Annotated in this window: 27 protein-coding genes and 2 pseudogenes; 15 read left to right on the top strand and 14 right to left on the bottom strand. The window is 65.0% G+C overall.

What is annotated here, in order from left to right:
• The first annotated feature begins 183 nt into the window (after positions 1–183).
• The gene (locus tag AC1DXK_RS24990) at positions 184–405 is read left to right on the top strand and encodes a hypothetical protein (RefSeq protein ID WP_456685336.1); all 222 of its coding nucleotides are present in this window, start codon (positions 184–186) and stop codon (positions 403–405) included.
• 143 nt (positions 406–548) lie between these two features.
• Positions 549–758 (top strand): cold-shock protein, encoded by a 210-nt coding sequence (locus AC1DXK_RS24985; RefSeq protein WP_456685335.1) that lies wholly within the window; start codon positions 549–551, stop codon positions 756–758.
• 1,119 nt (positions 759–1,877) lie between these two features.
• Here the strand turns inward: AC1DXK_RS24985 and AC1DXK_RS24980 are convergent.
• Entirely contained in the window at positions 1,878–2,246 is a 369-nt protein-coding gene (locus tag AC1DXK_RS24980; RefSeq protein WP_456685334.1) for a response regulator, read from the bottom strand.
• Between the two features lie 348 nt (positions 2,247–2,594).
• Between AC1DXK_RS24980 and AC1DXK_RS24975 the strand changes: the two genes are divergently transcribed.
• On the top strand, positions 2,595–3,767 hold the full coding sequence (locus AC1DXK_RS24975; protein ID WP_456685333.1) for a histidine kinase dimerization/phosphoacceptor domain -containing protein: 1,173 nt from the start codon (positions 2,595–2,597) through the stop codon (positions 3,765–3,767).
• Positions 3,768–3,879: 112 nt separating this feature from the next.
• On the opposite strand, the gene AC1DXK_RS24970 is transcribed toward AC1DXK_RS24975, so the two are convergent.
• Positions 3,880–4,242, bottom strand: a complete 363-nt coding sequence (locus AC1DXK_RS24970; RefSeq protein WP_456685332.1) for a CsbD family protein — start codon at positions 4,240–4,242, stop codon at positions 3,880–3,882.
• Positions 4,243–4,406: 164 nt separating this feature from the next.
• On the opposite strand from AC1DXK_RS24970, the gene AC1DXK_RS24965 reads away from it, so the two are divergent.
• The 3 genes from AC1DXK_RS24965 to AC1DXK_RS24955 are packed head-to-tail and all read left to right on the top strand — an operon-like array spanning position 4,407 to position 5,671.
• Positions 4,407–4,850: a hypothetical protein gene (locus tag AC1DXK_RS24965; protein ID WP_456685331.1), complete on the top strand. Its 444-nt coding sequence runs from the start codon at positions 4,407–4,409 to the stop codon at positions 4,848–4,850.
• Between the two features lie 9 nt (positions 4,851–4,859).
• The gene (locus AC1DXK_RS24960; RefSeq protein ID WP_456685330.1) at positions 4,860–5,255 is read left to right on the top strand and encodes a phage holin family protein; all 396 of its coding nucleotides are present in this window, start codon (positions 4,860–4,862) and stop codon (positions 5,253–5,255) included.
• Positions 5,252–5,671 carry a hypothetical protein gene (locus AC1DXK_RS24955; protein ID WP_456685329.1) on the top strand — a complete coding sequence of 140 codons (420 nt, stop codon included), beginning with the start codon at positions 5,252–5,254 and terminating at the stop codon, positions 5,669–5,671. The genes AC1DXK_RS24960 and AC1DXK_RS24955 overlap by 4 nt, the downstream gene beginning before the upstream one ends.
• A gap of 180 nt (positions 5,672–5,851) precedes the next feature.
• Here the strand turns inward: AC1DXK_RS24955 and AC1DXK_RS24950 are convergent, their stop codons facing one another.
• A complete protein-coding gene (locus AC1DXK_RS24950; protein WP_456685328.1) occupies positions 5,852–6,148 on the bottom strand; it encodes a ribbon-helix-helix domain-containing protein in 297 nt (98 codons plus the stop codon).
• A 483-nt stretch (positions 6,149–6,631) separates the two neighbouring features.
• On the bottom strand, positions 6,632–6,787 hold the full coding sequence (locus AC1DXK_RS24945; protein ID WP_456685326.1) for a ParA family protein: 156 nt from the start codon (positions 6,785–6,787) through the stop codon (positions 6,632–6,634).
• A gap of 382 nt (positions 6,788–7,169) precedes the next feature.
• Here AC1DXK_RS24945 and AC1DXK_RS24940 point away from each other — a divergent pair, with 382 nt between their 5' ends.
• Both AC1DXK_RS24940 and AC1DXK_RS24935 read left to right on the top strand, forming a co-directional pair.
• Positions 7,170–7,676, top strand: a complete 507-nt coding sequence (locus AC1DXK_RS24940; RefSeq protein WP_456685325.1) for a hypothetical protein — start codon at positions 7,170–7,172, stop codon at positions 7,674–7,676.
• Positions 7,669–8,655, top strand: a complete 987-nt coding sequence (locus AC1DXK_RS24935) for a site-specific integrase (RefSeq protein WP_477299383.1) — start codon at positions 7,669–7,671, stop codon at positions 8,653–8,655. The genes AC1DXK_RS24940 and AC1DXK_RS24935 overlap by 8 nt, the downstream gene beginning before the upstream one ends.
• A gap of 26 nt (positions 8,656–8,681) precedes the next feature.
• Here AC1DXK_RS24935 and AC1DXK_RS24930 read toward each other — a convergent pair whose 3' ends face one another.
• Positions 8,682–9,242, bottom strand: coding sequence for a tellurite resistance TerB family protein (locus tag AC1DXK_RS24930; protein WP_456685323.1), 561 nt, complete (start codon positions 9,240–9,242; stop codon positions 8,682–8,684).
• 98 nt (positions 9,243–9,340) lie between these two features.
• Here AC1DXK_RS24930 and AC1DXK_RS24925 point away from each other — a divergent pair, with 98 nt between their 5' ends.
• Complete coding sequence (locus AC1DXK_RS24925; RefSeq protein ID WP_456685322.1) at positions 9,341–9,658, top strand: hypothetical protein; 318 nt, start codon at positions 9,341–9,343, stop codon at positions 9,656–9,658.
• Between the two features lie 20 nt (positions 9,659–9,678).
• On the opposite strand, the gene AC1DXK_RS24920 is transcribed toward AC1DXK_RS24925, so the two are convergent.
• Complete coding sequence (locus AC1DXK_RS24920; RefSeq protein WP_477299382.1) at positions 9,679–10,197, bottom strand: Ros/MucR family transcriptional regulator; 519 nt, start codon at positions 10,195–10,197, stop codon at positions 9,679–9,681.
• A 235-nt stretch (positions 10,198–10,432) separates the two neighbouring features.
• Between AC1DXK_RS24920 and AC1DXK_RS24915 the strand changes: the two genes are divergently transcribed.
• Both AC1DXK_RS24915 and AC1DXK_RS24910 read left to right on the top strand, forming a co-directional pair.
• Positions 10,433–11,185 carry an IS6 family transposase gene (locus AC1DXK_RS24915; RefSeq protein ID WP_477299381.1) on the top strand — a complete coding sequence of 251 codons (753 nt, stop codon included), beginning with the start codon at positions 10,433–10,435 and terminating at the stop codon, positions 11,183–11,185.
• A 283-nt stretch (positions 11,186–11,468) separates the two neighbouring features.
• Positions 11,469–11,837, top strand: coding sequence for a hypothetical protein (locus tag AC1DXK_RS24910; RefSeq protein ID WP_456685731.1), 369 nt, complete (start codon positions 11,469–11,471; stop codon positions 11,835–11,837).
• Between the two features lie 283 nt (positions 11,838–12,120).
• Here the strand turns inward: AC1DXK_RS24910 and AC1DXK_RS24905 are convergent, their stop codons facing one another.
• Both AC1DXK_RS24905 and AC1DXK_RS24900 read right to left on the bottom strand, forming a co-directional pair.
• Positions 12,121–12,339: a hypothetical protein gene (locus AC1DXK_RS24905; RefSeq protein WP_456685732.1), complete on the bottom strand. Its 219-nt coding sequence runs from the start codon at positions 12,337–12,339 to the stop codon at positions 12,121–12,123.
• Positions 12,340–13,563: 1,224 nt separating this feature from the next.
• Positions 13,564–13,944: an energy transducer TonB family protein gene (locus tag AC1DXK_RS24900; protein WP_456685733.1), complete on the bottom strand. Its 381-nt coding sequence runs from the start codon at positions 13,942–13,944 to the stop codon at positions 13,564–13,566.
• 80 nt (positions 13,945–14,024) lie between these two features.
• Between AC1DXK_RS24900 and AC1DXK_RS24895 the strand changes: the two genes are divergently transcribed.
• The gene (locus AC1DXK_RS24895) at positions 14,025–14,219 is read left to right on the top strand and encodes a hypothetical protein (protein WP_456685734.1); all 195 of its coding nucleotides are present in this window, start codon (positions 14,025–14,027) and stop codon (positions 14,217–14,219) included.
• Between the two features lie 22 nt (positions 14,220–14,241).
• Here the strand turns inward: AC1DXK_RS24895 and AC1DXK_RS24890 are convergent, their stop codons facing one another.
• Both AC1DXK_RS24890 and AC1DXK_RS24885 read right to left on the bottom strand, forming a co-directional pair.
• On the bottom strand, positions 14,242–14,607 hold the full coding sequence (locus AC1DXK_RS24890; RefSeq protein WP_456685735.1) for a BrnA antitoxin family protein: 366 nt from the start codon (positions 14,605–14,607) through the stop codon (positions 14,242–14,244).
• Complete coding sequence (locus AC1DXK_RS24885; protein WP_477299380.1) at positions 14,582–14,869, bottom strand: BrnT family toxin; 288 nt, start codon at positions 14,867–14,869, stop codon at positions 14,582–14,584. Before AC1DXK_RS24885 ends, AC1DXK_RS24890 begins: the two co-directional genes overlap by 26 nt.
• Positions 14,870–14,954: 85 nt before the next feature.
• Here AC1DXK_RS24885 and AC1DXK_RS24880 point away from each other — a divergent pair.
• A pseudogene (locus AC1DXK_RS24880) lies at positions 14,955–15,242 on the top strand (hypothetical protein); the annotation flags it as partial.
• 25 nt (positions 15,243–15,267) lie between these two features.
• On the opposite strand, the gene AC1DXK_RS24875 reads toward AC1DXK_RS24880, so the two are convergent.
• Positions 15,268–15,606 carry a hypothetical protein gene (locus tag AC1DXK_RS24875; RefSeq protein ID WP_456685737.1) on the bottom strand — a complete coding sequence of 113 codons (339 nt, stop codon included), beginning with the start codon at positions 15,604–15,606 and terminating at the stop codon, positions 15,268–15,270.
• A gap of 266 nt (positions 15,607–15,872) precedes the next feature.
• On the opposite strand from AC1DXK_RS24875, the pseudogene AC1DXK_RS24870 reads away from it, so the two are divergent.
• Positions 15,873–17,956: pseudogene (locus AC1DXK_RS24870) on the top strand (hybrid sensor histidine kinase/response regulator).
• 296 nt (positions 17,957–18,252) lie between these two features.
• Positions 18,253–18,582, top strand: coding sequence for a hypothetical protein (locus AC1DXK_RS24865; protein WP_477299379.1), 330 nt, complete (start codon positions 18,253–18,255; stop codon positions 18,580–18,582).
• An 88-nt stretch (positions 18,583–18,670) separates the two neighbouring features.
• On the opposite strand, the gene AC1DXK_RS24860 is transcribed toward AC1DXK_RS24865, so the two are convergent.
• The 3 genes from AC1DXK_RS24860 to AC1DXK_RS24850 form a co-directional block, all read right to left on the bottom strand.
• Positions 18,671–18,904, bottom strand: coding sequence for a hypothetical protein (locus tag AC1DXK_RS24860; RefSeq protein ID WP_456685739.1), 234 nt, complete (start codon positions 18,902–18,904; stop codon positions 18,671–18,673).
• A gap of 52 nt (positions 18,905–18,956) precedes the next feature.
• On the bottom strand, positions 18,957–19,604 hold the full coding sequence (locus tag AC1DXK_RS24855; RefSeq protein ID WP_456685740.1) for an SDR family NAD(P)-dependent oxidoreductase: 648 nt from the start codon (positions 19,602–19,604) through the stop codon (positions 18,957–18,959).
• Positions 19,605–19,739: 135 nt separating this feature from the next.
• A partial coding sequence (locus AC1DXK_RS24850) for an integrase core domain-containing protein (RefSeq protein WP_456686759.1) occupies positions 19,740–19,986 on the bottom strand: 247 nt, incomplete at its 5' end.

Genomic DNA, 19,986 nt, shown 5'->3' with positions numbered 1-19,986 from the left:
GGTTCAGTCCATGCTGGGCGGCAAGATCTTTGAGCGGAGCTTTCGATCGCTGTAGCGTTGCTCTGACCGCGTGCGTGGTCGTGGCGCAGCCGTGAAGAACCTGTCCCATAACGCCTCCCGGTGTGCGGCGGTTACAGCTAAATTGATGCCACCACACCGCGGGACTGCACACCTAACCAACGCATGAGTATCGCCAACACTCATTTCGAGGCAGCTGTGGAGAGCTTGAGCCGCCGCATTGTGGAGGCCGAGATGCGTTCGACGGCAGCGGCTGACGCGCTCGCCGCCCTGACTAGGACTGAGGCCGACACCGCCGAGGCGGATCAGCGGTTCAAGGAGGAGATGGACGCCTTGTGGGTCCTGCGTCGGCAGTTTTGGGAACTCCGGGCAGCGGAAAGCGCGTGAGCCACGGCACGCTGCCAGGCATCCTCCCGCCAGTCGGTGTTTACCGCCGCCGCCTGCAACTCTGACGGAACGGTCGGCCAAGGCCGCCGGTTCGTGCCTGCGGCGCCCCACCTTGATGCGCCGACGATCACTAGGACACATCGATGGCTACAGGCACCGTTAAGTGGTTCAACGACACCAAGGGCTTTGGCTTCATCCAACCGGATGATGGCGGCAAGGACGTGTTCGTCCATATCTCGGCCGTCGAGCGCGCCGGGATGCGCAACCTCATCGAGGGGCAGAAGATCTCCTACGACGTCGAGGCCGATCGGCGCAGCGGTAAGGAGAGCGCTGCCAATCTAAAGAGCACTTGAGGCTTCCCGTCCCGGGACCCCGCCGGAGGGCGCCGTTGAGCCTCAGCTAACGGCCCTCCCCTATGGGCCGCGTCGCGTATCCAGCCCCACGCCATGAGGAACGGAACCGAGCCCCGTCAGCCCGTGATCAGATCGGGCGACGGGGCTAACAGCACGGCGCTGGCACCAACAAGCGGAAACGTTCTGTTAACCATAACGGTCGAGGTAGCTGTCGGCGATCGGCTGGGGGCTGAGCGTCGGAAGAGCAGCACCGAAATGCGGTGCGGCCTCATCGGCGCAGTCGCAACAAGCGCGCACCTGGAACACCAGGGCGGGCTTTTCTCATCAGATCGGGCGGCGGGTCAGATCTGGATGCCGTCTGGCTCTGCGACTGGAACAGGGCTGGGAACCTCTACCGTTCATTGACTCCTACCTGCATCAATCCGCACTGAAGGCAGATGTTGAATGACCTTCCCCAAGGCAAGACCACCTTCCGCGGTCGCGGCCTAGCGTTCGTTCATGGCTCCCACATCGTCATGAAGGTCTGTCCGGCCTGTTCGCAGTGGAATGCCCCGAAGGCGGCCGACATGGGGGTGTGCGGCTGGTGCGCCTACGTTCCCCTGCATGAAGACGTAGAACCCGCTGCACCTGTCACGCAGCACGAAACCGCGGTCTGTTAGCTATCGTTACAGGCGTCCACCCGGCCGCCGAAGGCATTATGGACCTGCACGAGTGACCTGATAGCCCCGGCCCGATGCACGGCGAGCACCTCGTTGCAGACCTTGCGGGCCTCAGAGGACGTTGTGTAGGTCTCTGCCGGGCGCTCAAGCCGCATCTCACCGTTAGGCGAGAAAATGAGGGTCCGGACGGTGTAGGACTGGGCGTGCATCACATGACCTCACGTGTCAGTCTACACCATAACGCGAGCTGATCGGTCGGGGTGCCGTGAGTTGGCGGGCATCCACCACGAACCCCGCTCACCGCCATAGTGTGGATCAAGCTCCGCCGGGTGCCGTCGCGTCCTTCGACTCGATAAGCACGAGATGGGCTTTATGCTGCCGCTGTAGGTCATCAAAGGTATCGAGTAGCGCCTCAGCTTCTTCGGTCAGCCGATGGGAGGTCTTCAGGCGGCAGCCTACTTCAGGCGCAGCGGAACGCCCTGAGCAACTGGTTGGGATAGTACGGCTTGGGGACGAACCTCCCGCGATCGGGCATTGCCTGGTTCGACAATCGAACACGCCCGGAGGTAAGCACCAGACAAATGCGCGGCCACCGCCCAGCAACACGGTTGGCGAGGTCCAGGCCGTTCATCGAGCCCGGCATCTCCACGTCGGTGAACAGGATGGCGATATCGTCCCGCGCCTCCAGGACCGCCCAAGCCTCGTCGGCAGTAGCGGCCTCAATGACAGTGAACCCCTCATCCTCCAGTATGTCGACGGCCATCCTCCGCACCAGTGCTTCGTCTTCGACCACGAGAACGACAGAAGCGGCGGTGGGCGGGTCCAGCATGAGGAGCAGAACGGCTGCCGATCGGTTTGGGTCCGAGGCGCGTTCCGTCCTCAGACACGAATGACGGCGACCCAGAATTCCTGAGCCGTGCCGACAACCGGAGAGGAGCCGACTGGCTGCTTGCGACGCTGGGCCTGGTTGGCCCGACCGGCGACGTTATGGGGCGGCGCTCCTCCCGTTCGCCATGCCCACGCACGGCCGAATTCGGATACCTTTGGGATGGCTTTCCGGGTGTGGGTGCCTCGCAATCGATTTCGGGAAGGTGCGACAGTGGACCAAACACGGTGTCGCTTGGGCTGGCTGATCTAGGACGTTAGGCACGGAGCCCATCTCATCCTAAGGTCGGCTATGAACGAATTTCAGCAGGATCTCGCGGGGACGACGGGCCGGACGCTGGCGGAACGGCACGTCGAGGCGATCCGCCAGCATGGGGGGATCTTCGTCGATGCAGTGCGGCTCACCCGCATGCCGATGCTCGTCACGGATCCTACCCTGCCGGGCAACCCGATCATCTTCGCTAACCAGGCCTTTGTCGAACTGTCAGGCTACTCGCTGGAGGAGTTGCTCGGGCAGGATCCGCATTTCATGAATGGGGCAGACACCGACCCCGCGGCCATTCAGCAGTACGAGGCAGCGATCAACGAGGGCCGCGACGCCACCCTGGAAATCTTGCAGTACGCCAAGGACGACAGGCCGTTCCGAGCCATGCTGTTTGCCAGCCCGCTGGACGACGGACAGGGCACCGTCACCAACCACTTCCTGTCCTACCTCGACATCACGCGCCGGTTCGAGGCCGAAGAGGACCTGCAGGCGCTGACCGCGGAGCTGGAACAGCGTGTAGCGGCACGAACCCGTGAGCTGGAAACCGCAAATGAGCAGATGAGGAAGCTGGCTGCCGAGCGTGAGATGTTGCTGGTCGAGGTCAACCACCGCGCCAAGAACAGCCTGTCGATCGCCGCAGCGCTGCTGGGCCTGCAGGCGCGGCGCCAAGCCGACCCGATGGTGAAGGTGCTGTTCACCGAGGTCCGGGAGCGGATCAACGCGATGGCGCGCGCGCACGACCTGCTGAGCAGGTCGCAGAACGTGCAGCAGGTCGATGCCGGCAGCTACGTGGCCGATCTGTGCAGTGCACTGCAGGCGATCACCCTGGGCGACGATCGCATCCACCTGGAGGCTAAGGTGGATGAAGGGATACTCATCAGCGCCGATCAGGCCATTCCGCTGGGCCTAGCGATGACCGAGTTGGTCACCAACGCCGTGAAGTACGCGTTCCCGCCCCCACGCTCGGGTACGATCCTGGCCCGAATACGCCGTCCCCAGCCCGGGCGGATCGAGCTGATGATCCAGGACAACGGGATCGGCATGGCGGGCACGCGCGATGGCTCGCTCGGCTACGGCCTCATCCGCTCGCTGGTCCAGCAGATTGAGGGTGACATCGACATCAGCAGTGAGGCTGGGGTGACCGTGACGATCTCGTTTCCGGAGAACACATCTGCCGAGACGAGCGACGGATGCGAATGACTGAAGCGAGCCAACAGGCGCATCTCAGTCTAGCCTCTCGATCAGCGCTTCCTACGCGACTGATTGGCCGGGCGGCCATATCATCACGGCTCGCTCGGCCTCGTGGAAATCTCTATCGGCGGCCGTGGATGACCAAGGCGAGCAGGTAACCAATCGCGCCAGCCAAGACCACGAGGCCTAACGGCGACTCCTGCGCGTGCGGACGAAGGGCCTCGCTGCCCTGTCGGTACAAGCGTTGTGCGTCCGGATAGCGCTCGCGGGCACGGTCGAATGCATCGCCCGCGAACTCCCGCGCTTGCCCAGCGGCGTCGCTCAGCGTGTCCTTAGCCTGCCCGTACAAGTTCTGAGCCGAGCCCTTCAGCTCAGTCGCCTTGCCTTCGGCTTGGGTCTGCTGATCGCCGGTCAGATCTCCAGCCGCACCTTTGACCTTGCCGCCGAGTTCCTTCGCCGCCTCGGTGATCCGATCCTGGTCCATGGCTTTCCTCCTCAGCGTTCGCGCTGTCTGGATTTCGTCGGGCCAACAACGCACGAGCAGCGCCATTCGTCTCGACGGTAGAACCACGCAGTCGGCGGCGCAGCGGAACTGTAAGGGGCGCTTACGGTTCCTTCTGGTCGAGAGTGCCCCGGAGTAACTAGCCGATGCCGAACAGTGCTCAGAATGGCCGGCTGAGCGCGGCCGATCCAGACTCTGTCGAAGCGCAAAGCTTTGCCGATGCGCTGCGCGATCAGACCCAGGGTTATATCGAGAAGCGCAAGGCCGACGCGGCACGGCTCGTGTCGGACGTCGGTGATGCGATCCGCGACACCGGCACCAGCTTCGACGGCCTGCCGCAGTTGAAGGAGTTCTTCGATCAGGCCGCGCTCGGCGTCGACGAGTTGTCCAAGGACATTTCACGCCGCAGCTTCAGCGAGATGTATGACGAGGTTCACGCCGCAATTCGACGTCGGCCCGGCCTGACGACAGCGGCAGCTGTTCTGGCGGGGTTCGCTCTCTTCCGCCTCGTCAATGCGTCTAAACTTCGGCCGGTCCCACGCTCGCATGCGGTGGTCCCGGTCGACGTTCTCCCGACGCCTGACGTCTAGGAGAGCGAGATGGCCGAGCCAGGATTGCGCAGCATCCCGACCCTCGTCGGCGATGCCGTCCGCGAGCTACGAGACCTCGTGGGTAGCGAGGTCGCGCTGTTCCGCACCGAGTTGGCGCAGGGCGCCCATCGCATATCCCTCGGGCTCAGCCTGTTGCTCATGGCGGCCGTATTTGCCATCGCAGGCCTGTTCACGCTGCTCCTCGCCCTGGTGAAGGGCATCGCCGTCCTCGTGCGGTCGGACGCATTGGCATCGCTGATCGTGGGCGGCGCCTTCCTCCTGCTCGCGATCGGTATCGGGCTGTTCGGGCGCAGCAAGGCGTCCCTGTCCACGCTGGAGCCGACCCGCACGGGACGGCAGGTCAAACAGGACGCGCACGTTCTCACGGATCGGATCGACACATGAGCGACTCGCCGGACAAGCTGGAGCAGGACGTCGAGGCGAGCCGTGGGCGGCTAGACCGGACGCTGGCGGATCTGCAGGCCCGGTTCAATCGCCCCGGGATCCCACGTGACTTTGCTGACCTCCGCCGGTCAGGGCAGGCGGCGAGCGAAACTGTCGAGCGCTTGGTCGCCGACATGCGGGTCAATCCTGTACCAGCGCTGCTGATCGCTGCTGGATTTGGCCTGCTCGTCTACGAGGCGGTCCGCACAGCGGCAGAACGGAGACGGTTGGCGTTCATTCCTGCAGGATCGACCGTAGCCTCGACGGATCGTCATCTGCCGGAGAACCATCCGGACCGGATGCATGAGCGGCTCGACGATGCGCTGGAGGAGAGCTTCCCCGGCAGCGACCCGGTCTCGGTCCGGATCACGAAGTAAGCGTTTCCAGAAATTCTGAACGACCGGCCGGGACCAGCCGACTGGCTGCATCCCGGCCTCGCGCGCAACCCCGAACGCGTCCGCGACCGGCAGAAAGACGGCTTGCTATCAAGCTGCCTCGCCGTCAACGCATCTAAGCGTCTCGGGGTCGAGGCGTCGAGCTGCTGAGGTTAGGAGGCGTCACGACGCCTTGAAGCCGTGACGTCGCAGCACATCCCGGATCGCATCCTCGGCGAGCGCCTGGGCCGTCGTGTCCTGGTCAAGGGCGATCTGGCGCAGGGCCTTCCGCTCGGCTGGCGTCATGCGGACGATGATCTGCACCCGGGCGTCGCCACCCTTGGCCTTGGCCGGGGCTGACTGCGCGGGAGCGGCCTCGGGCGCTGTCTCGGTCGTGGCCGGCTTCTCGGCCTCGGGCGCCGGCGACTTCTTGGCGAGGCGGTCCGCCAGGATGGTGAGCGGCTGACGTTCGGTGGACATGTCTCCTACTCCTTCATCATGGCTTGAACCTCGGACCAGAGCGCCAGCATCTCCTCGGCGGCGCGGCCGTGCGGCTCGAACTCGTTGACCGTCTATCCGCCGATGATGGCGTGGGACATGGCGACCCGCTGCGAGACTACGGCGGTCGCCACGGCGGCGCCCATCCGGGTCAAGGTCTCGCGCGCCTCCGACACGATGGCAGGCTCGGCCGACCCGGTGCGGGGCGGCGCGTGGTTAATGACGGCGAGCGGCTTCTTGCCGACACGCTGCGCCAGATCGAGCGTCGTCGCCAGCAGCGAGATCGAACGGACCCGGCCGGGTCGGGACTAGGACGAGGTCAGCCACGCGCATCGCGTCCGCGATCGAAGTCTCGGCGTGAGGCGGCGTGTCGATGATGCTGTAGGCCACGCCCTCGGCCTCGGCGGCCGGCAGGATCTTCGGCAGCTCGCGCGCCTCGCACTCAATGAGTGCCGGCGTGTCGCCCTAGCGCATGTCCCACCACCACTTCAGTGACCGCTGCGGATCGGTGTCGAACAGAAGCACCGGCTTGTTCGGCCCCGCGGCAATGACACTGAGGTGCGTGGCCAGGGTCGTCTTGCCGACCCCGCCCTTCCGCGCCGCTATCGTGATCGTCTGCATGCGAAGCGTCCTGCCATCTCGCGGTCGAGCATGGGAAGCGTCAGGTTAACACGCCGTCAAGCTTGCGAGCCGGCGGGGCGTCGAGCGGTCGAGCCGGCATGCAGTCGAAGTGTCGGGCCGTCAGGATGGCTCGCCGTCCAAACGTCACGCCATCGAGCCCGCGAGCCATCGCAGCATCAAGCCGGCGGATTTGCACGACGTTCCGCGCGCTCGCTATCCCCGCATTGAGACGCCGAGACTTCTTGCTATCAAGCGGTCACCCATGTAGCTTTCGATAAAGGTCATTCTCGAAAGTTTGAAATGGGGGGATATGAGGGCGTTGAGCGGACAATCGAGCACGGTTCGGCGTTGTCTCGCGTGACTTGAGCTGAAGGGGTTCGGCATGCCTGATACGCCCGTCGTCGTTGTTCCGACCGAGACGTTCTCGCTTCCACCAGAGTGGTTAGAGGCTGCCGCGCAGGCGGCGCGCAACCTGGGTCAGGGCAAGCGTCTCGCCGAGCTCAGCCAAGAACACTGGCAGCTTGTGCTGGCGAGCGTCACGGATCGGATGCTGCTGCAGGGCGAGACACTGCCGCCGGGATGGAGGCGTATCCTTGCCCAGCAAGTCGGGCGGCAGGAGGCTGCCGATCGTGCGGAGGCACGTGTTGTGGCCCTGCATGCCAAGCGCGAGGAGATCGCTGCTCACATCGCGCGCGACCTGGGGCTCGGCGGCTTGGCCGGGCTCAGCGGAGACGAGCGCGCTGCGGTCGATCAGCAGACCACCGAGACCATCGAGGGCTGCGACCCGACCTCGCCCGAGGCGTCCGACTGCTCGGAGGCGGATCGAACGATGCGAAGGCTCCTATCTGAGCATCATGCTCTGAAGGATCTCCAGGCGGACGATGCCTGACACCTTGCCCACCGAGACGATCGAGCTGCGGGCCGGCCTTCCTACGGAAGCAGCGGAGATCGTCCGCGCCTATCAGCGGGCCAGCAAGGCGGACGCGACGATCCGGGCCTACCGGTCCGACGCCCTCGTGTTTCAGGACTGGTGCGCCCGGTTCGGCTTTCGATCCCTACCGGCGAGCCCGGAGGCGGTTGCGGCTTTCATCGTCTCGGAAGCCGAGGGGAGGCGGGCGGCCTCGACGCTCGGCCGCCGCATGGCGGCAATCCGGCATGCCCACAAGCTGGCAGGCCTGCCTGACCCCACAGAAGACGAGGGCGTGCGCGCCGCGATGAAGGGCGCCCGGCGCAAGGTCGGCGTCGCGCCGACACAGAAGGCGGCTGCGACGGCCGAGATCCTGGCGGCACTCCTTATGCGCACGCCCGATACGCTGACCGGCAAGCGCGACCGGGCGTTGCTCGCCCTCGGCTTCGCGGGCGCGTTCCGCCGGTCCGAGCTCGTAGCCCTCGATGTCGAGGACCTACGCGAGGATCCCGAGGGCCTGCGCGTCATGGTCCGCCGCTCGAAGGTGGATCAGGAGGGCAGGGGGTTCGAGAAGGCGATCCCGCACGGTCGGTTCATCCGGCCGGTGGCGCTCGTCCACGAGTGGTTGGACGCGGCCGGCATCACGTCCGGCCCGGTATTCCGGCCGGTGTCGCGATCCGGGAACGTCCGCTCCCCAGATCCGAGGACCGGCGAGCTGCCCCGCCTGACAACGCAGGCCGTCGCCGACATTATCAAGCGGTACTGCGCGGCCGCCGGCCTCGATGCGTCGACGTTCGGGGCGCACTCCCTGCGGGCCGGCTACATCACCACCGCGGCCGAGCGCGGGGCGGATCTCGCCCGCATCATGGATCAGTCGGGCCACCGGGATCCGCGAACGGTGGTCGGGTACATCCGGCGCGCGAATGCGTTCAAGGGGCACTCGGGGAGCGGGTTTCTGTAGGGGCGCGCTACTGTTTGAGCACGGCGTCAGCTAGCCAGTTCCTCATCGAACCGGGCGACCGCTTCGGCCGGCACGTCCAGTGCTTCAGCTAGCATCTTGAGGAACTGCCGCTCCTGCAAGGTGTCGGGTTCGATCGCGAGACGAGCGGCGGCGTAGATGCGAGCCGCCTGCTCCGGTGTGCTCACCCTGGCCGCGAGTTCGTCGACATCGGCTGGCTCGGCCAGTTCCCTGTCGAGCCATGCTCGACCAGCGACGCCGATCTGAGCAGCCGTGAGGGCGCTGTAGAGACGCTCCCGCTCCGCGGCATCCATGAGGCCATCTGCCATCGTGGCGGCAACCATGGCCCGCAACATGGTTTTGGCCTCGTCCTCGCTGACCTCAGTGTGATCAAAGGGCGTGTGCGGCGTAGGAGGCCGGCCGGCGTCCTGCGAGGGCGATATCGGGGCCGGCGCGGGCGCACGCCCCGGGAGGGCTTTCAACGCAAGACCGACGATCAAGGCAACACCACCCAGAGCGGCGGTCGCGGCAATGGTGCTGCCCTGCCGCTCGCGAACCAGCGCGTCGACCATCTGCTTTGCTTCGGCCATGAATGCCTCCCTCCCGGACGGAATTCGTCGTGCAACGGTTTAGGCGCCGAAGGGGTTCATGGGGCGATCGACAGGATGCCGAGCCCACGGGTGCGCTGATGCTGACGATGCGATCTCAAGAAGGCAGCAAAACCGCCGATCCAGCAGGATCAGATCAGGCCCTGATTATGGGTGAAGCCGTGGCCCTCGCTTTCGAGAGAGGCGGCGGCAAGCTCAGCGGCATGAGCCGGGACGCGCTCGCAAGTGACTTGGCCGGGATCCTCGAACCACTCCTGAACACCTGCACGAACGCGGAGTGGATCGAGGCCGTCAACGCTCGGCTGAACCGGCTGGAATGTGAGACGAGCGAGCCAGGACCACGCCTTGAGCGGTTCACGCCCAACGGCAGCGCTGAGATGACAACACCGCTACGGTGAGACCTACGGCGACCAGCGCCCTACGCCTCAGCGGCTTCCTTGGCCTTCCGCGGCCGACCAGCCCGCTTCGACTTCTCGGAGACAGTCTCAGCGGGCTCTGCAGCCTTCGGAGCCGCCTTCCGACGCTGGTTGCCGAGGCCGAGGCTCTTGGCGAGTGCCGAGCGCTGCGCAGAGTAACTGGCCGCCGTCGTGGGGTAATCCCGCGGCAGGCCGAAGCGCTCCCGGTACTGCTCGATTGTCATCCCAGCGCCGGTCAGGTGCCGCTTCAGCGTCTTGTACGGCTTGCCGTCGATGAAGCTGATCAGCGCGTCGGGCGTGATCGATTTCCGGATCTGGGCAGGGGTGAGCTTTGCAGTCGGCGGAGCGCTGGCGGGGCTACCCTGACCGAGGCCGGTGAGCGCAGCGTGTGTGCTGGCGATCAGCGTACCGATCTCGCTAGGCTGCACGTGGTTGTTTGCCACGTAGGCTGCGACGAGGCTGGTCGTCAGCTCGGTGAAGTCGGGCGCTCCACGCTCAATTGTTTCTACGATTGCGTCCACGTTCTACTCTCCAGTGAAGGTCGACATGTCCCTGCACGGTTCGTCACGCACTGGCAAGATGTCTCAGCGTCGATAGACCTGAAAATCGGCTTCCGATTTGCAATCTCTGTAGTCTTCACCTTCTGAAGTGCTATATCATGCGCCAAGTGGGCTTGTCGCAAACGCGAATGCGCTGAGGTTCACGGGTCGTTAGCCATAACCGCCGAGCTTGCCGCCTCCGCCTTGGAGCCGGTCCATGATCCTGTCCGCCATCGCCGCCAAGCTCAAGCAGCGCGCCAAGGCCGACTTCAGGGGCCGGCACTTCGAGGCGACCCTCATCGTCCAGGCAGTCTCCTGGTACCTGCGTTACCCGCTSAGCTAYCGCGACATCGAGGAGCTGTTCCTGGAGCGCGGCTTAGTGGTCGATCACAGCACCCTRAACCGCTGGGTYCTGGCCTAYGCGCCGCTGATCGAGAAGCGGCTACGCGCATTCCGCCARCCTCATTGCGGCTCTATCCGGATCGACGAGACCTACATCAAGGTGCGGGGTGAGTGGCGCTACCTCTACCGSGCCATCGACAAGCACGGCACGTCGGTGGAYTTCCTGCTCACCGCCAACCGSGAYCTCGACGCCGCCAAGCGCTTCTTCCGCAAGATGCTCCAGGATCAGCCGCTTCTCGCCCCGGACCGGATCGGCACGGATGGTGCTGGTCCTTACCCGCCGGCCATCACCGAGAGCCGTAAGGAGGGCCTGCTGCCAAGAGTGCCGGTGCACTACGTCACCAAGCACCTGCAGCAAGGGATCGAGAGCGACCACTTCCGGGTCAAGCGAGCGATGCCTCGGGTCGGCGGCTTCCGCTCGTTCAACACGGCCCGGCGCACGATCTGCGGCTTCGAGGCCATGCTGTGGCTGCGCAAAGGCTTCGGCTTTGCCGGCCCCTGGACCGTCCGGGAGCAGAACCGGCTGCTCGAGGTCTGCTTCGGACTTCAAAAGGTTAAGGAAATCTGAAGCCGCGGTCGAACCAGCCTCTCCTGCTACCTACCCCACGGTTTGCGACAAGCCCATCCCGGCTCCCATGCCGGTGGCCCGGCCAACGGTCTGCCGCAACTGAGCCTGCTGGTCTGCGTTGGATGCTGCCGTCCCCGCGCCGGACTTCTGCGTTCCAGCGGATCACGCGGAGGCGGCGCGCTGCTCGGCCGGGTCGAGGCAACGCCTTGGGGTCCGAAATCCGTCGGGATGCGTTGTTTTCTACGACAGGGCGCGGCCGCCGCTGCCCGATCAGGATACCCCGATGAACATTATCAGCTGGCTGATCTCCAGGATTTTGCAGTTTTTTCTTGGAAGCGAATATGAGCGAAGAAGCACCGCTATGGCTAAGGAGAAAGAGACCGGGGCTTACGTGGACGAAACCGCTACAAAGACCAGAAACTTCGAAGACGACTATCATGCCGCTGCTAACATGCTGAAGATGCGGATGGATAGGAATTTTCCGGACAACTACCATGCGAGGCTGAGTTCCGGTGAGAACAGCCCCTACGATTACGGAGAGGATCGGGCACTTGCCGTCGACGCCACGTCGACCGCGATAGCCATGGCGCTGCGGGACGGAGCCACCGTAAAGCAGGCGGCTGAAGCGGGCGCGGCAAGCGTGGGTATCTAACCCGACAGCTAGCGACCCGCCTGCGGCTCTCCACCTACGCCTCGTGTGGGCAGTCGATAAGCGCTCGTCGGCGCGCAGGCTGCGGAGGTGGGCGCATTGTTCGGCCGGGTCGAGGTTGGGTGCGAATGGGGTCCAGGCGTCGGCGGCGGCGATTGATCGGTCCCACGAGGTATTTCTTCGGGATGTTGCGTGGCGCGGGCGTGCGCGGTGTCTGACAAGGGAGGCGCCGCGCTCATACTGGCGAACGTCGGGGCGGGTGTCGAGGCAAGGTGGATATCACGCTTTAACCTGGCAGCTTCGGAACCTTGGTCTGCCTGGGGCTCGGTTGCCCAAGGTCGCCGATGTCATCCGGCATGGGGATGATCACTTCTGGTTCGTCGATCAACGCATCGATCGCTGCACTTACCGCGGCCTTCCATTCTTCCGGTGTCTGCATCTGGGATACGGCTGGATCGGCGTCCAGCAGGGCCCACAATTCACGGAAAGTATCGGCGTCGCTCATTCTTGCGAGATAGCACGGTTACGCTGGCTGCGCGGGGCGGGCTTTTCGTCGGATCGTAGGTTCGGCCACGCTGGTCGGGCATACACTCAAGATGGCGAGCGGCGGGGCGGGTGTCGAGACGGACCTTCCGCATGTTCGGCACGTTGGCTGAGATGAACGCTCAGCTCTCATCCTCACCGGACCCTGCCCGCCTCGCCCTCACGGAGTGCGCCGTGGCAGCCGCCGACAGCCTTTGGCGAGCCGAGATGCATCGGAACTAAGGGCCGGATGGGGTGCTGATCTACGCATTCTCCCCGGAAGGCCAGGGCGGTCTCGAAACGACCCTTCGGTAGACCTATAAGGCTCGGCGCGGCGCGGTCGCGCTCTGGCGTCACGAGGGGCACCGGGGATGAGGAACGGCCACATGCGCGTACTTCTCGCTGGCGCCGTCCTCTCGGCCCTTGCTGCAGTTGGGGCCTCGGCACAGCCCCTCGAAGAGCAGCGTCCCCCGCCGCCAAGCGGCGATCTCGACCGGCCCTCACCGCCAAAGGATCGCCTCCGGCCGGCGCCAGATGACGATGACGACAATGATGTTGGATGGCCGCTGCATCGTGGCGATCCTCTGTCGCCGGACGACGATGATGCGGATGCACCTCCACCACCTCCAAAGGCGGATCGGCTCTGATCGCTACGGTGTCGAGCACATCCGCCGCGTGCCCGTCTGCGAGTAGGCCAAACAGTCCGGCCCTTGCTATCCCGGGCGGACACTCCTAGCCTGAAGGTCTCGGCGCGCATCGTATGCGGCGGCGACACCGGAGAGGAGGTTCGCCATGAGACATCACGGCACCAGCCCCCGAACATCGCGCATTGCCGATGCGGACCAGGACGGTCCACCCAACCACGACCGGCAGGGGTAGTGGCCCTTCGAGCGGTCAATTGCCGGCCGGATTGAAGAGTGTGGACCCTGCAATAACCCGTCGCCTCAGGTCGGCGGGTTTTTTCATGAGCTATCCGGCCTCTCGACTTGAACCGCCCTGTCCTGGGCTGGGCTGGGCGAGGACATGGATGGCCTACGTGGTGGATCCGCAGGCTTGAATGCCGGAGGGATGGCAAGCCGACGTTAGGCCCGGTCGCGGGCGGGCAGCCTACGGCTGGACGCGGCAGCTGTACGGTAGCGGCTACGGCAAGAGAACGGGCGTCACACCACACGGACTGAAGGCGAGGGACGGCGGTTGTCGTGGCCCCTCAACGCCTAAGCTGAAGTGGAAAGCTAAGGTTGGTGACATCCGCTCCGGCAAGCAGTTCGGCCGGCGGAGAGGTAAGCGGGCTGACAGCTCGCACGACATCGAGTGCTCGCTGATCAAGAGCGCGCGAGCCCGAGCTTCGTTCGATCTCGGCTCGTTTTACCACCCCATCCGCGGCGACCTCGACACGCACCACCACAGTACCACCTGTCTTGCTGGCGATGGATTGACGGCGGCCACCGTCCGCCTCGTCGATCTTCGTAATGAATGCTGACAGCCAGTCTCGCACCGCGGGTGAAACGTCATCTCGGGAGGTGCTCGGGCTAGCGAATAGCAGGAGGCCGAGTACGGCTCCGCAAGCTCGTATGTGTCGAGTCGCCATCAACCGACAATGGCGCTCGCCAAAGCAGGTGTCGAGACGATTAGGTTGTCGAGTCCTACCCTCGCCGCTAAAGCCCGCCCATGCCCGACAAGCTCAACGCCCTTCTCGACCGCCTCAAGGCGCACCAGCGCACGCTCATCCTGGCGATGGCCGAGCATGACCGCTTGCCGGCCGGGAGCGCGCTCCGACAGGTCTCCGAACTGGAGAACGTCATCGCCCCGGTGGAGGCGGTCGCGGCTGAGGAAGCCGATCGCAAGCCTGCCCCGGCAGGATAGCCGCCGGGGCGATGCAAGCGGCTCATGCGGTCTGCTTGCCGGGACGCGAGAGCGGGACCACGGGGTTGGCGCGGTTCAGGACTTCCATCATCCGCCGGTCTAGCCCAGCCTGCAGATCCTCATGCATGCGGACCTGCCAGCCGTCGCCCGTGGCGCGGTAGCCTTCCAGCACCTGCGGATCTACCCGCAGAGTGAGGTTGACCTTGGCGTTCGGCAGCTTCGGCCGCCCCCGCTTCGGCAGCAGATCATAGACCTCCGGCACCTCACGGGCAGGGCGCATCGCGGCCATTTCTTCGGCCGTGACCTTCAGGTTGTCGGATACCTCGTCCCAGTCTTCTTGCGTGTAGCCTGGGCCGGGATCCTCATGCTTCGGCGCAGTGTCGTGCATAGCTCTCCCTTTCCTCAGGGTCGGCATAGCGAAGGCTGACCAGGGACAGCGCTTCTATGCCGAGAGGCGACGCGATCACGGCAACCACCCGCTCACCATTCCACTCGCCGATCAGTAGGTAACGGCGTCGGCCGGTACGGCTGGGGCGGTTCGGAAGAATTAGGGCGGTTTCGCCGTGGAAGCAGGAATCGAAGTCGGCGAAATCCAGCCCATGCTTGGCTAGGTTCGCGAGCCGCTTCGGTTCGTCCCACGTCGCCGCCATGGGATTATCGTAGTGGCGGTAAATCGACGGTGCAAGGGCAATTTGCGCCACTGCGCAAATCGAGCGCCATTCATGTCAGCCTCACGGCAGATCACGGCATGCCGATGCGGGCTCCTGGTGTAACGGGCGAGGCAGGCGGATCCGGATCAAGGCCGGCGCTGCCGACCTGCTCCGGATCGTGCGGAGGACGCACGTGGTGCTGGCTGCGGCTCACAGGGACCACAACACGGCCAACAACGCGGACGCGAACCTCGCGGCCTTCTGCCAACGCTGCCACATGATCCATGACCGGCCCGAGCATCGGCGCAGGCGGTTGCGCACACTGTTCCGCAGGAAGGCGCGGGGTGACCTGTTTGGTAGGCCCTACGCTTAGCGGCGCAGATCGTAGGTCGGGTCGCTCAGCTGCTTGTCTTGCCAGCCTTCGTCCGCTGCAGAGTAAGGGCGCTCTCAGCCTCGAACTGCTCCGGCGTCAGCAAGCCTGCATCGACGCGGTGGGCGAGTTCCAGACGGTGCTGAATAGCCTCCTCCTCGACCGGGCTTAGCTGCATCCGTGCTCGTGCGACTGCACCGGTGCGTTGCGCCCATTCAGAGTAGGAGATGCTTCCAGCGTCGCGATCAGCTCGGAGGCGGCCGATGTCCTGTGACGATAGCACAGCCTGCTGGACAGCCGGTGCACTGGATTGGCAGGCTGAGAGAGCAATCGTGGCCAGCAGAATGGTGACGGCACGGCGGTCCATAAAGCGGTCCTTCCCTGACTGCCGCAGGATTGAACTGTTCACCGGGGTGGGAGCGATGACCGAGCGGCAACACCGAAACTTATACAGGTCGCGCAGCGCGCATCATGTCGTGCCGCTAGGCGAACCGGGGCTCGGAGCTGCAGGACCCTTTCAGGCGAGACACGTCCGGCGCGTGGCGGTCTGCCGTTTGCTGGCCGGCGCTCTGCCTGTCCGAGCCGCGGGACGGCTCGGCCTCAGATCCGTCGCGCAGCCCCAGCTCGCTCCCGCTGCGTCGACCTACTTGGCGCAAACTCGACGTCACGGTTGAGCGCGAGCGGTTGGCGACCCTGGAGGGCGAGAACGCCGCTCTGACGGCTGAGCGGCGCGTCAACGAGGAACGGCTCGAATTCAGTGAGCAGTCGCATCAGCTCGCCGTCGAGGTGGCCGAAATCGGGACCTGGGACCTCGACCTCCTCACGGGTCTGCTGACTTGGTCGGATCGCACCAAGGCGATGTTCGGCATCTCTCCGAACGTCCCTGGCGATATGGCGGACTTCTACGCTGGTCTGCATCCCGACGACCACGACGCGACCGCCGCCGCCTTCGCCTCCGCCCTCGATCCGATGCGGCGCACCACCTACGACGTGGAATACCGCACGATCGGCAAGGAGGACGGTGTTGTGCGCTGGGTCGCGGCCAAGGGCCGGGGCATGTTCGACGAGACTGGTCGGTGCGTGCGGGCGCTTGGCACAGCCATCGACATCACCGCGTGCAAAGAGGCCGATGACCGTCTGCGGCGCAGCGAGACGGAGCTGCGCGAACTCAACGCGACCTTGGAGGCCCAGGTCGCCGAGCGCACGGCCGAACGGGACCGCATGTGGCGGTTGTCGACAGACGTCATGCTGGTGGCCGGCTTCAACGGGGTCATTGAAGCGGTCAACCCCGCCTGGACGCACCTGTTCGAATGGACGCCCGCTGAGTTGAAAGGGCGTTCATTCCTCGAGTTCGTCCATCCCGATGACGTTGATGCGACCACCAGGGAAGCGGGTCGGCTGGCGCAGGTCACACGACGCCGAGGTTCGTGAACCGGTACCGTCACCGGGACGGGAGCTATCGCTGGCTGTCCTGGATCGCGGTGCCGGAGGACCGGTTCATCCATGCCGTCGGCCGTGACATCACGGCCGAGCGGGTAACCGCGGAGGCGTTAGCCCAGTCCGAGGATGCTCTGCGCCAAGCTCAGAAGATGGAGGCGGTCGGCCAATTGACGGGCGGCCTCGCGCACGACTTCAACAACCTGCTCGTCGGCATCTCCGGCTCACTGGAGCTGATGCAGACTCGGATGCAGCAGGGCCGGTTCAACGATGTCGAGCGCTACATGGCGGCGGCCCAGGGAGCCTCGAAGCGCGCGGCTGCCCTGACCCACCGCCTGCTCGCCTTCTCGCGGCGTCAGACCCTGGACCCGAAGCCCACCAACGTGAACCGGCTGGTCACGAACATGCAGGAGCTGATCCAGCGCACGGTCGGCCTAGCCATCCCGATCGAGGTTGTTGGCGCGTCGGGGATATGGCCCGCTCTCGTCGACCCGCCCCAACTCGAGAAGGCGCTCCTCAACCTGTGTATCAACGCCCGCGACGCCATGCCGGATGGTGGGCGCATTACCATCGAGACCGCCAACAGGTGGATGGACGACCGAGCCGCGCGTCAGCACGACCTACCGGAGGAGCAGTACCTCTCGCTCTGCGTGACGGACACCGGCACTGGCATGCCACCGGACGTCATCGCCCGGGTGTTCGAGCCGTTCTTCACCACCAAGCCCATGGGTCAAGGTACGGGGCTCGGCTTGAGCATGATCTACGGCTTTGCTCAGCAGTCGGGCGGGCAGGTGCGTATCTACTCCGAGGTCGGCAAGGGTACGACCGGGTGCATCTACCTTCCGCGTCACTATGGTGAGGTCGAGGACGACGACGGCCCAGCGCACGAGGTAGCGCTGTCTCGCTCCGACCAGGGCGAGACCGTGCTGATTGTCGACGACGAGCCCACCGTGCGCATGCTGGTGACCGACATCTTGGCCGATCTCGGCTATACCGCCCTAGAGGCGGGCGACAGTGCCACCGGCCTCAAGCTGCTGCAATCGGACGTGCGGATCGACCTGCTGGTCACCGATGTGGGCCTACCGGGCGGGATGAACGGGCGACAGATGGCTGATGCCGGCCGCACCACGCGGCCGGGCCTGAAGGTCCTGTCCATCACCGGCTACGCCGAGAACGCAGTGGTCGGTAACGGGTATCTCGCGCCCGGCATGGCGGTGCTGACGAAGCCGTTTGCGATCGAAACGATGGCCGCTCGCATCCGATCGATGATCGCAGCGTAGTCTGCACGGGCCAGCGGGTCATCGCGGCGTCAGCTGATCCCACAATGCGCAGACCACGAAGGTTCGCTTTGATCTGGTTCCGTGAGCCTGCGTCCGACGAACGACCCTGACGTCAGATAAACGATCGAATAGTCGACATTCGCAGCACATCTGGTCGGCGCAGAGTTAGGGGGCGGACGCGACCGATCGCGGATGCAGACCGCCGGCAGCTTGGTTTGGCGGAAAGGCTGCGCAGCGCGTTGACGGTTGAGCGCGGCCAGACCCGGCCGGCGCATGTGCCCAACATGGGAGCGCTGATGAGCCAGCAGGATGACAACACGATCCGCCTGGAAGGCCGCTACCTCAACGCGAGGGATACGCTGCCACCTCTCACCCTGCGTTGCGGCTTGGTCACGTACCGTGACGCGGTGTTCAAGGAAACGAAGGGAGCGGACGGCACGGTCATGCGGTTGGTGGTCGAGCAGCCGTCGCTGATGGTCTCCGGCCTGCCCGCCGACTTCAACCAGTCGAAGGGCGAGTGGACACATATCGTCTCCGGCCGGCTGCCGAATGGCCAAGGCGAACTGCTCGGCGTTATTCCGCTGAGTGGTAACCGGGCACGCTTCACCATCAAGTTCGGCAGCTGAGCCGAGCGCGCGTTGACGATCGGATTTCCAACCCTTCCAGCCCATACGGTCCGAGCCGTGGGCATCCGCGCCGGTGAGCTGCCTCGGCCTACGATTGAACGGCAGCCAGCTCTTGTAGGGTCAGGTCGATCGCACGGACGAGATGCTCGGCAGCTTGGGCTACGGCAGGGTCTCGCGACATCACGATCGCCGCCTGTTGCAGCGTGCGAAACTGTTGAAGGCGAGCGGCCGGATCGAGCCCTCGGTCGATCGCTGACTGCATCAGGCCCTGGACAAACTCGTGGGCCAGACGCTCATCGAAGCTTGGCATCTTCTGGGCCATCACCACCTATGACCGGGGCTCCGAACAACCACCCTAACGAACGTGGTGCCGGTCAGCCTCCTGTAAACATCACCTCAGGCCCGGCGTTCTCCGCCTCGATGTACATGCGCCAGAGGGCGTCGGCGATCAGATCGGGTGCGAACGGTGTACCCTCCTGGATCCTGCCGGCGACCGTCACGGTGGCTAAGGCTACGCCATCGGCCTTGAACACCTCCGAGAGCGAGTACGCCAGGTTGCGCAGGGCGGCCTTCCCGGCAGAAAAGGAGAACGCACTCGGCCAAGGCCGGGGGTCGATGGCGAGACCGCCGCCGGTCAGGATGATGCTGCCGCGCCCGCGGGGCGCCATGAAGCCGTGCATCGTCCGAGCTGCCGCATAGGCGCCGACCACATTCACCCGCAAATCGGCTGCGAGGTCCTCTGGGTTGAGTGTGCCTGGAAGACCAACGCTGACGCTGTAAGCGTTATAGACCAGGACCTCGACTGGCCCGCGCTCAGCCTCGATAGAACGCAAGGCAGCGTCGATGCCGGCGGTGTCGGCAGCATCGGCTTTGCGAACCTCGATCCCGGCCTCAATGGGCAGTCTGTCGGGCGTGCGGGCCAGCCCAACCACGGAGAAACCCTCGCGGGCGAAGCGGCGGGCAATCGCGAGTCCGAGCCCCGGCCCGATCCCGATCACAGCGGCCGCTTTGCCCTGATGCATGAGGGTGTCCTACCACCAGACCAATTGCTCGCGTCGAACTGCGCAGATCTCACGATCCGTGTGCATCCTGTCCAATTAGGTTCTGCAGCGCATTGATGGTCAAGTAGGGTAATTTGCTCGGACGCGCCGCCGACCCTAGGTGTTCAGTCCCGAGGTGAGATGGGTTGGGTCGTATCTGAACCGGCCTGGGTCGTCTGCCCAGGCTCGGCAGGTCGCTTCGTATGGCGTGAGGCCGCGTAGGGTCTTGAGCCGCCGGGCGAAGTTGTAGGCATCCAGGAAAGCGGCGAGGTGTTCCCGCAGTTGGTCGTGGCTGTCGTAGTGGTAGCGCTTGACGGTCGCGTCCTTGAGGGTCCGGTTCATGCGCTCGACCTGGCCATTGGTC

Source organism: Methylobacterium sp. P3_A11, assembly GCF_056403155.1.
The sequence above is the reverse complement of the archived record's forward strand: the minus strand, read 5'-3'. Positions and strand labels throughout refer to the sequence as shown.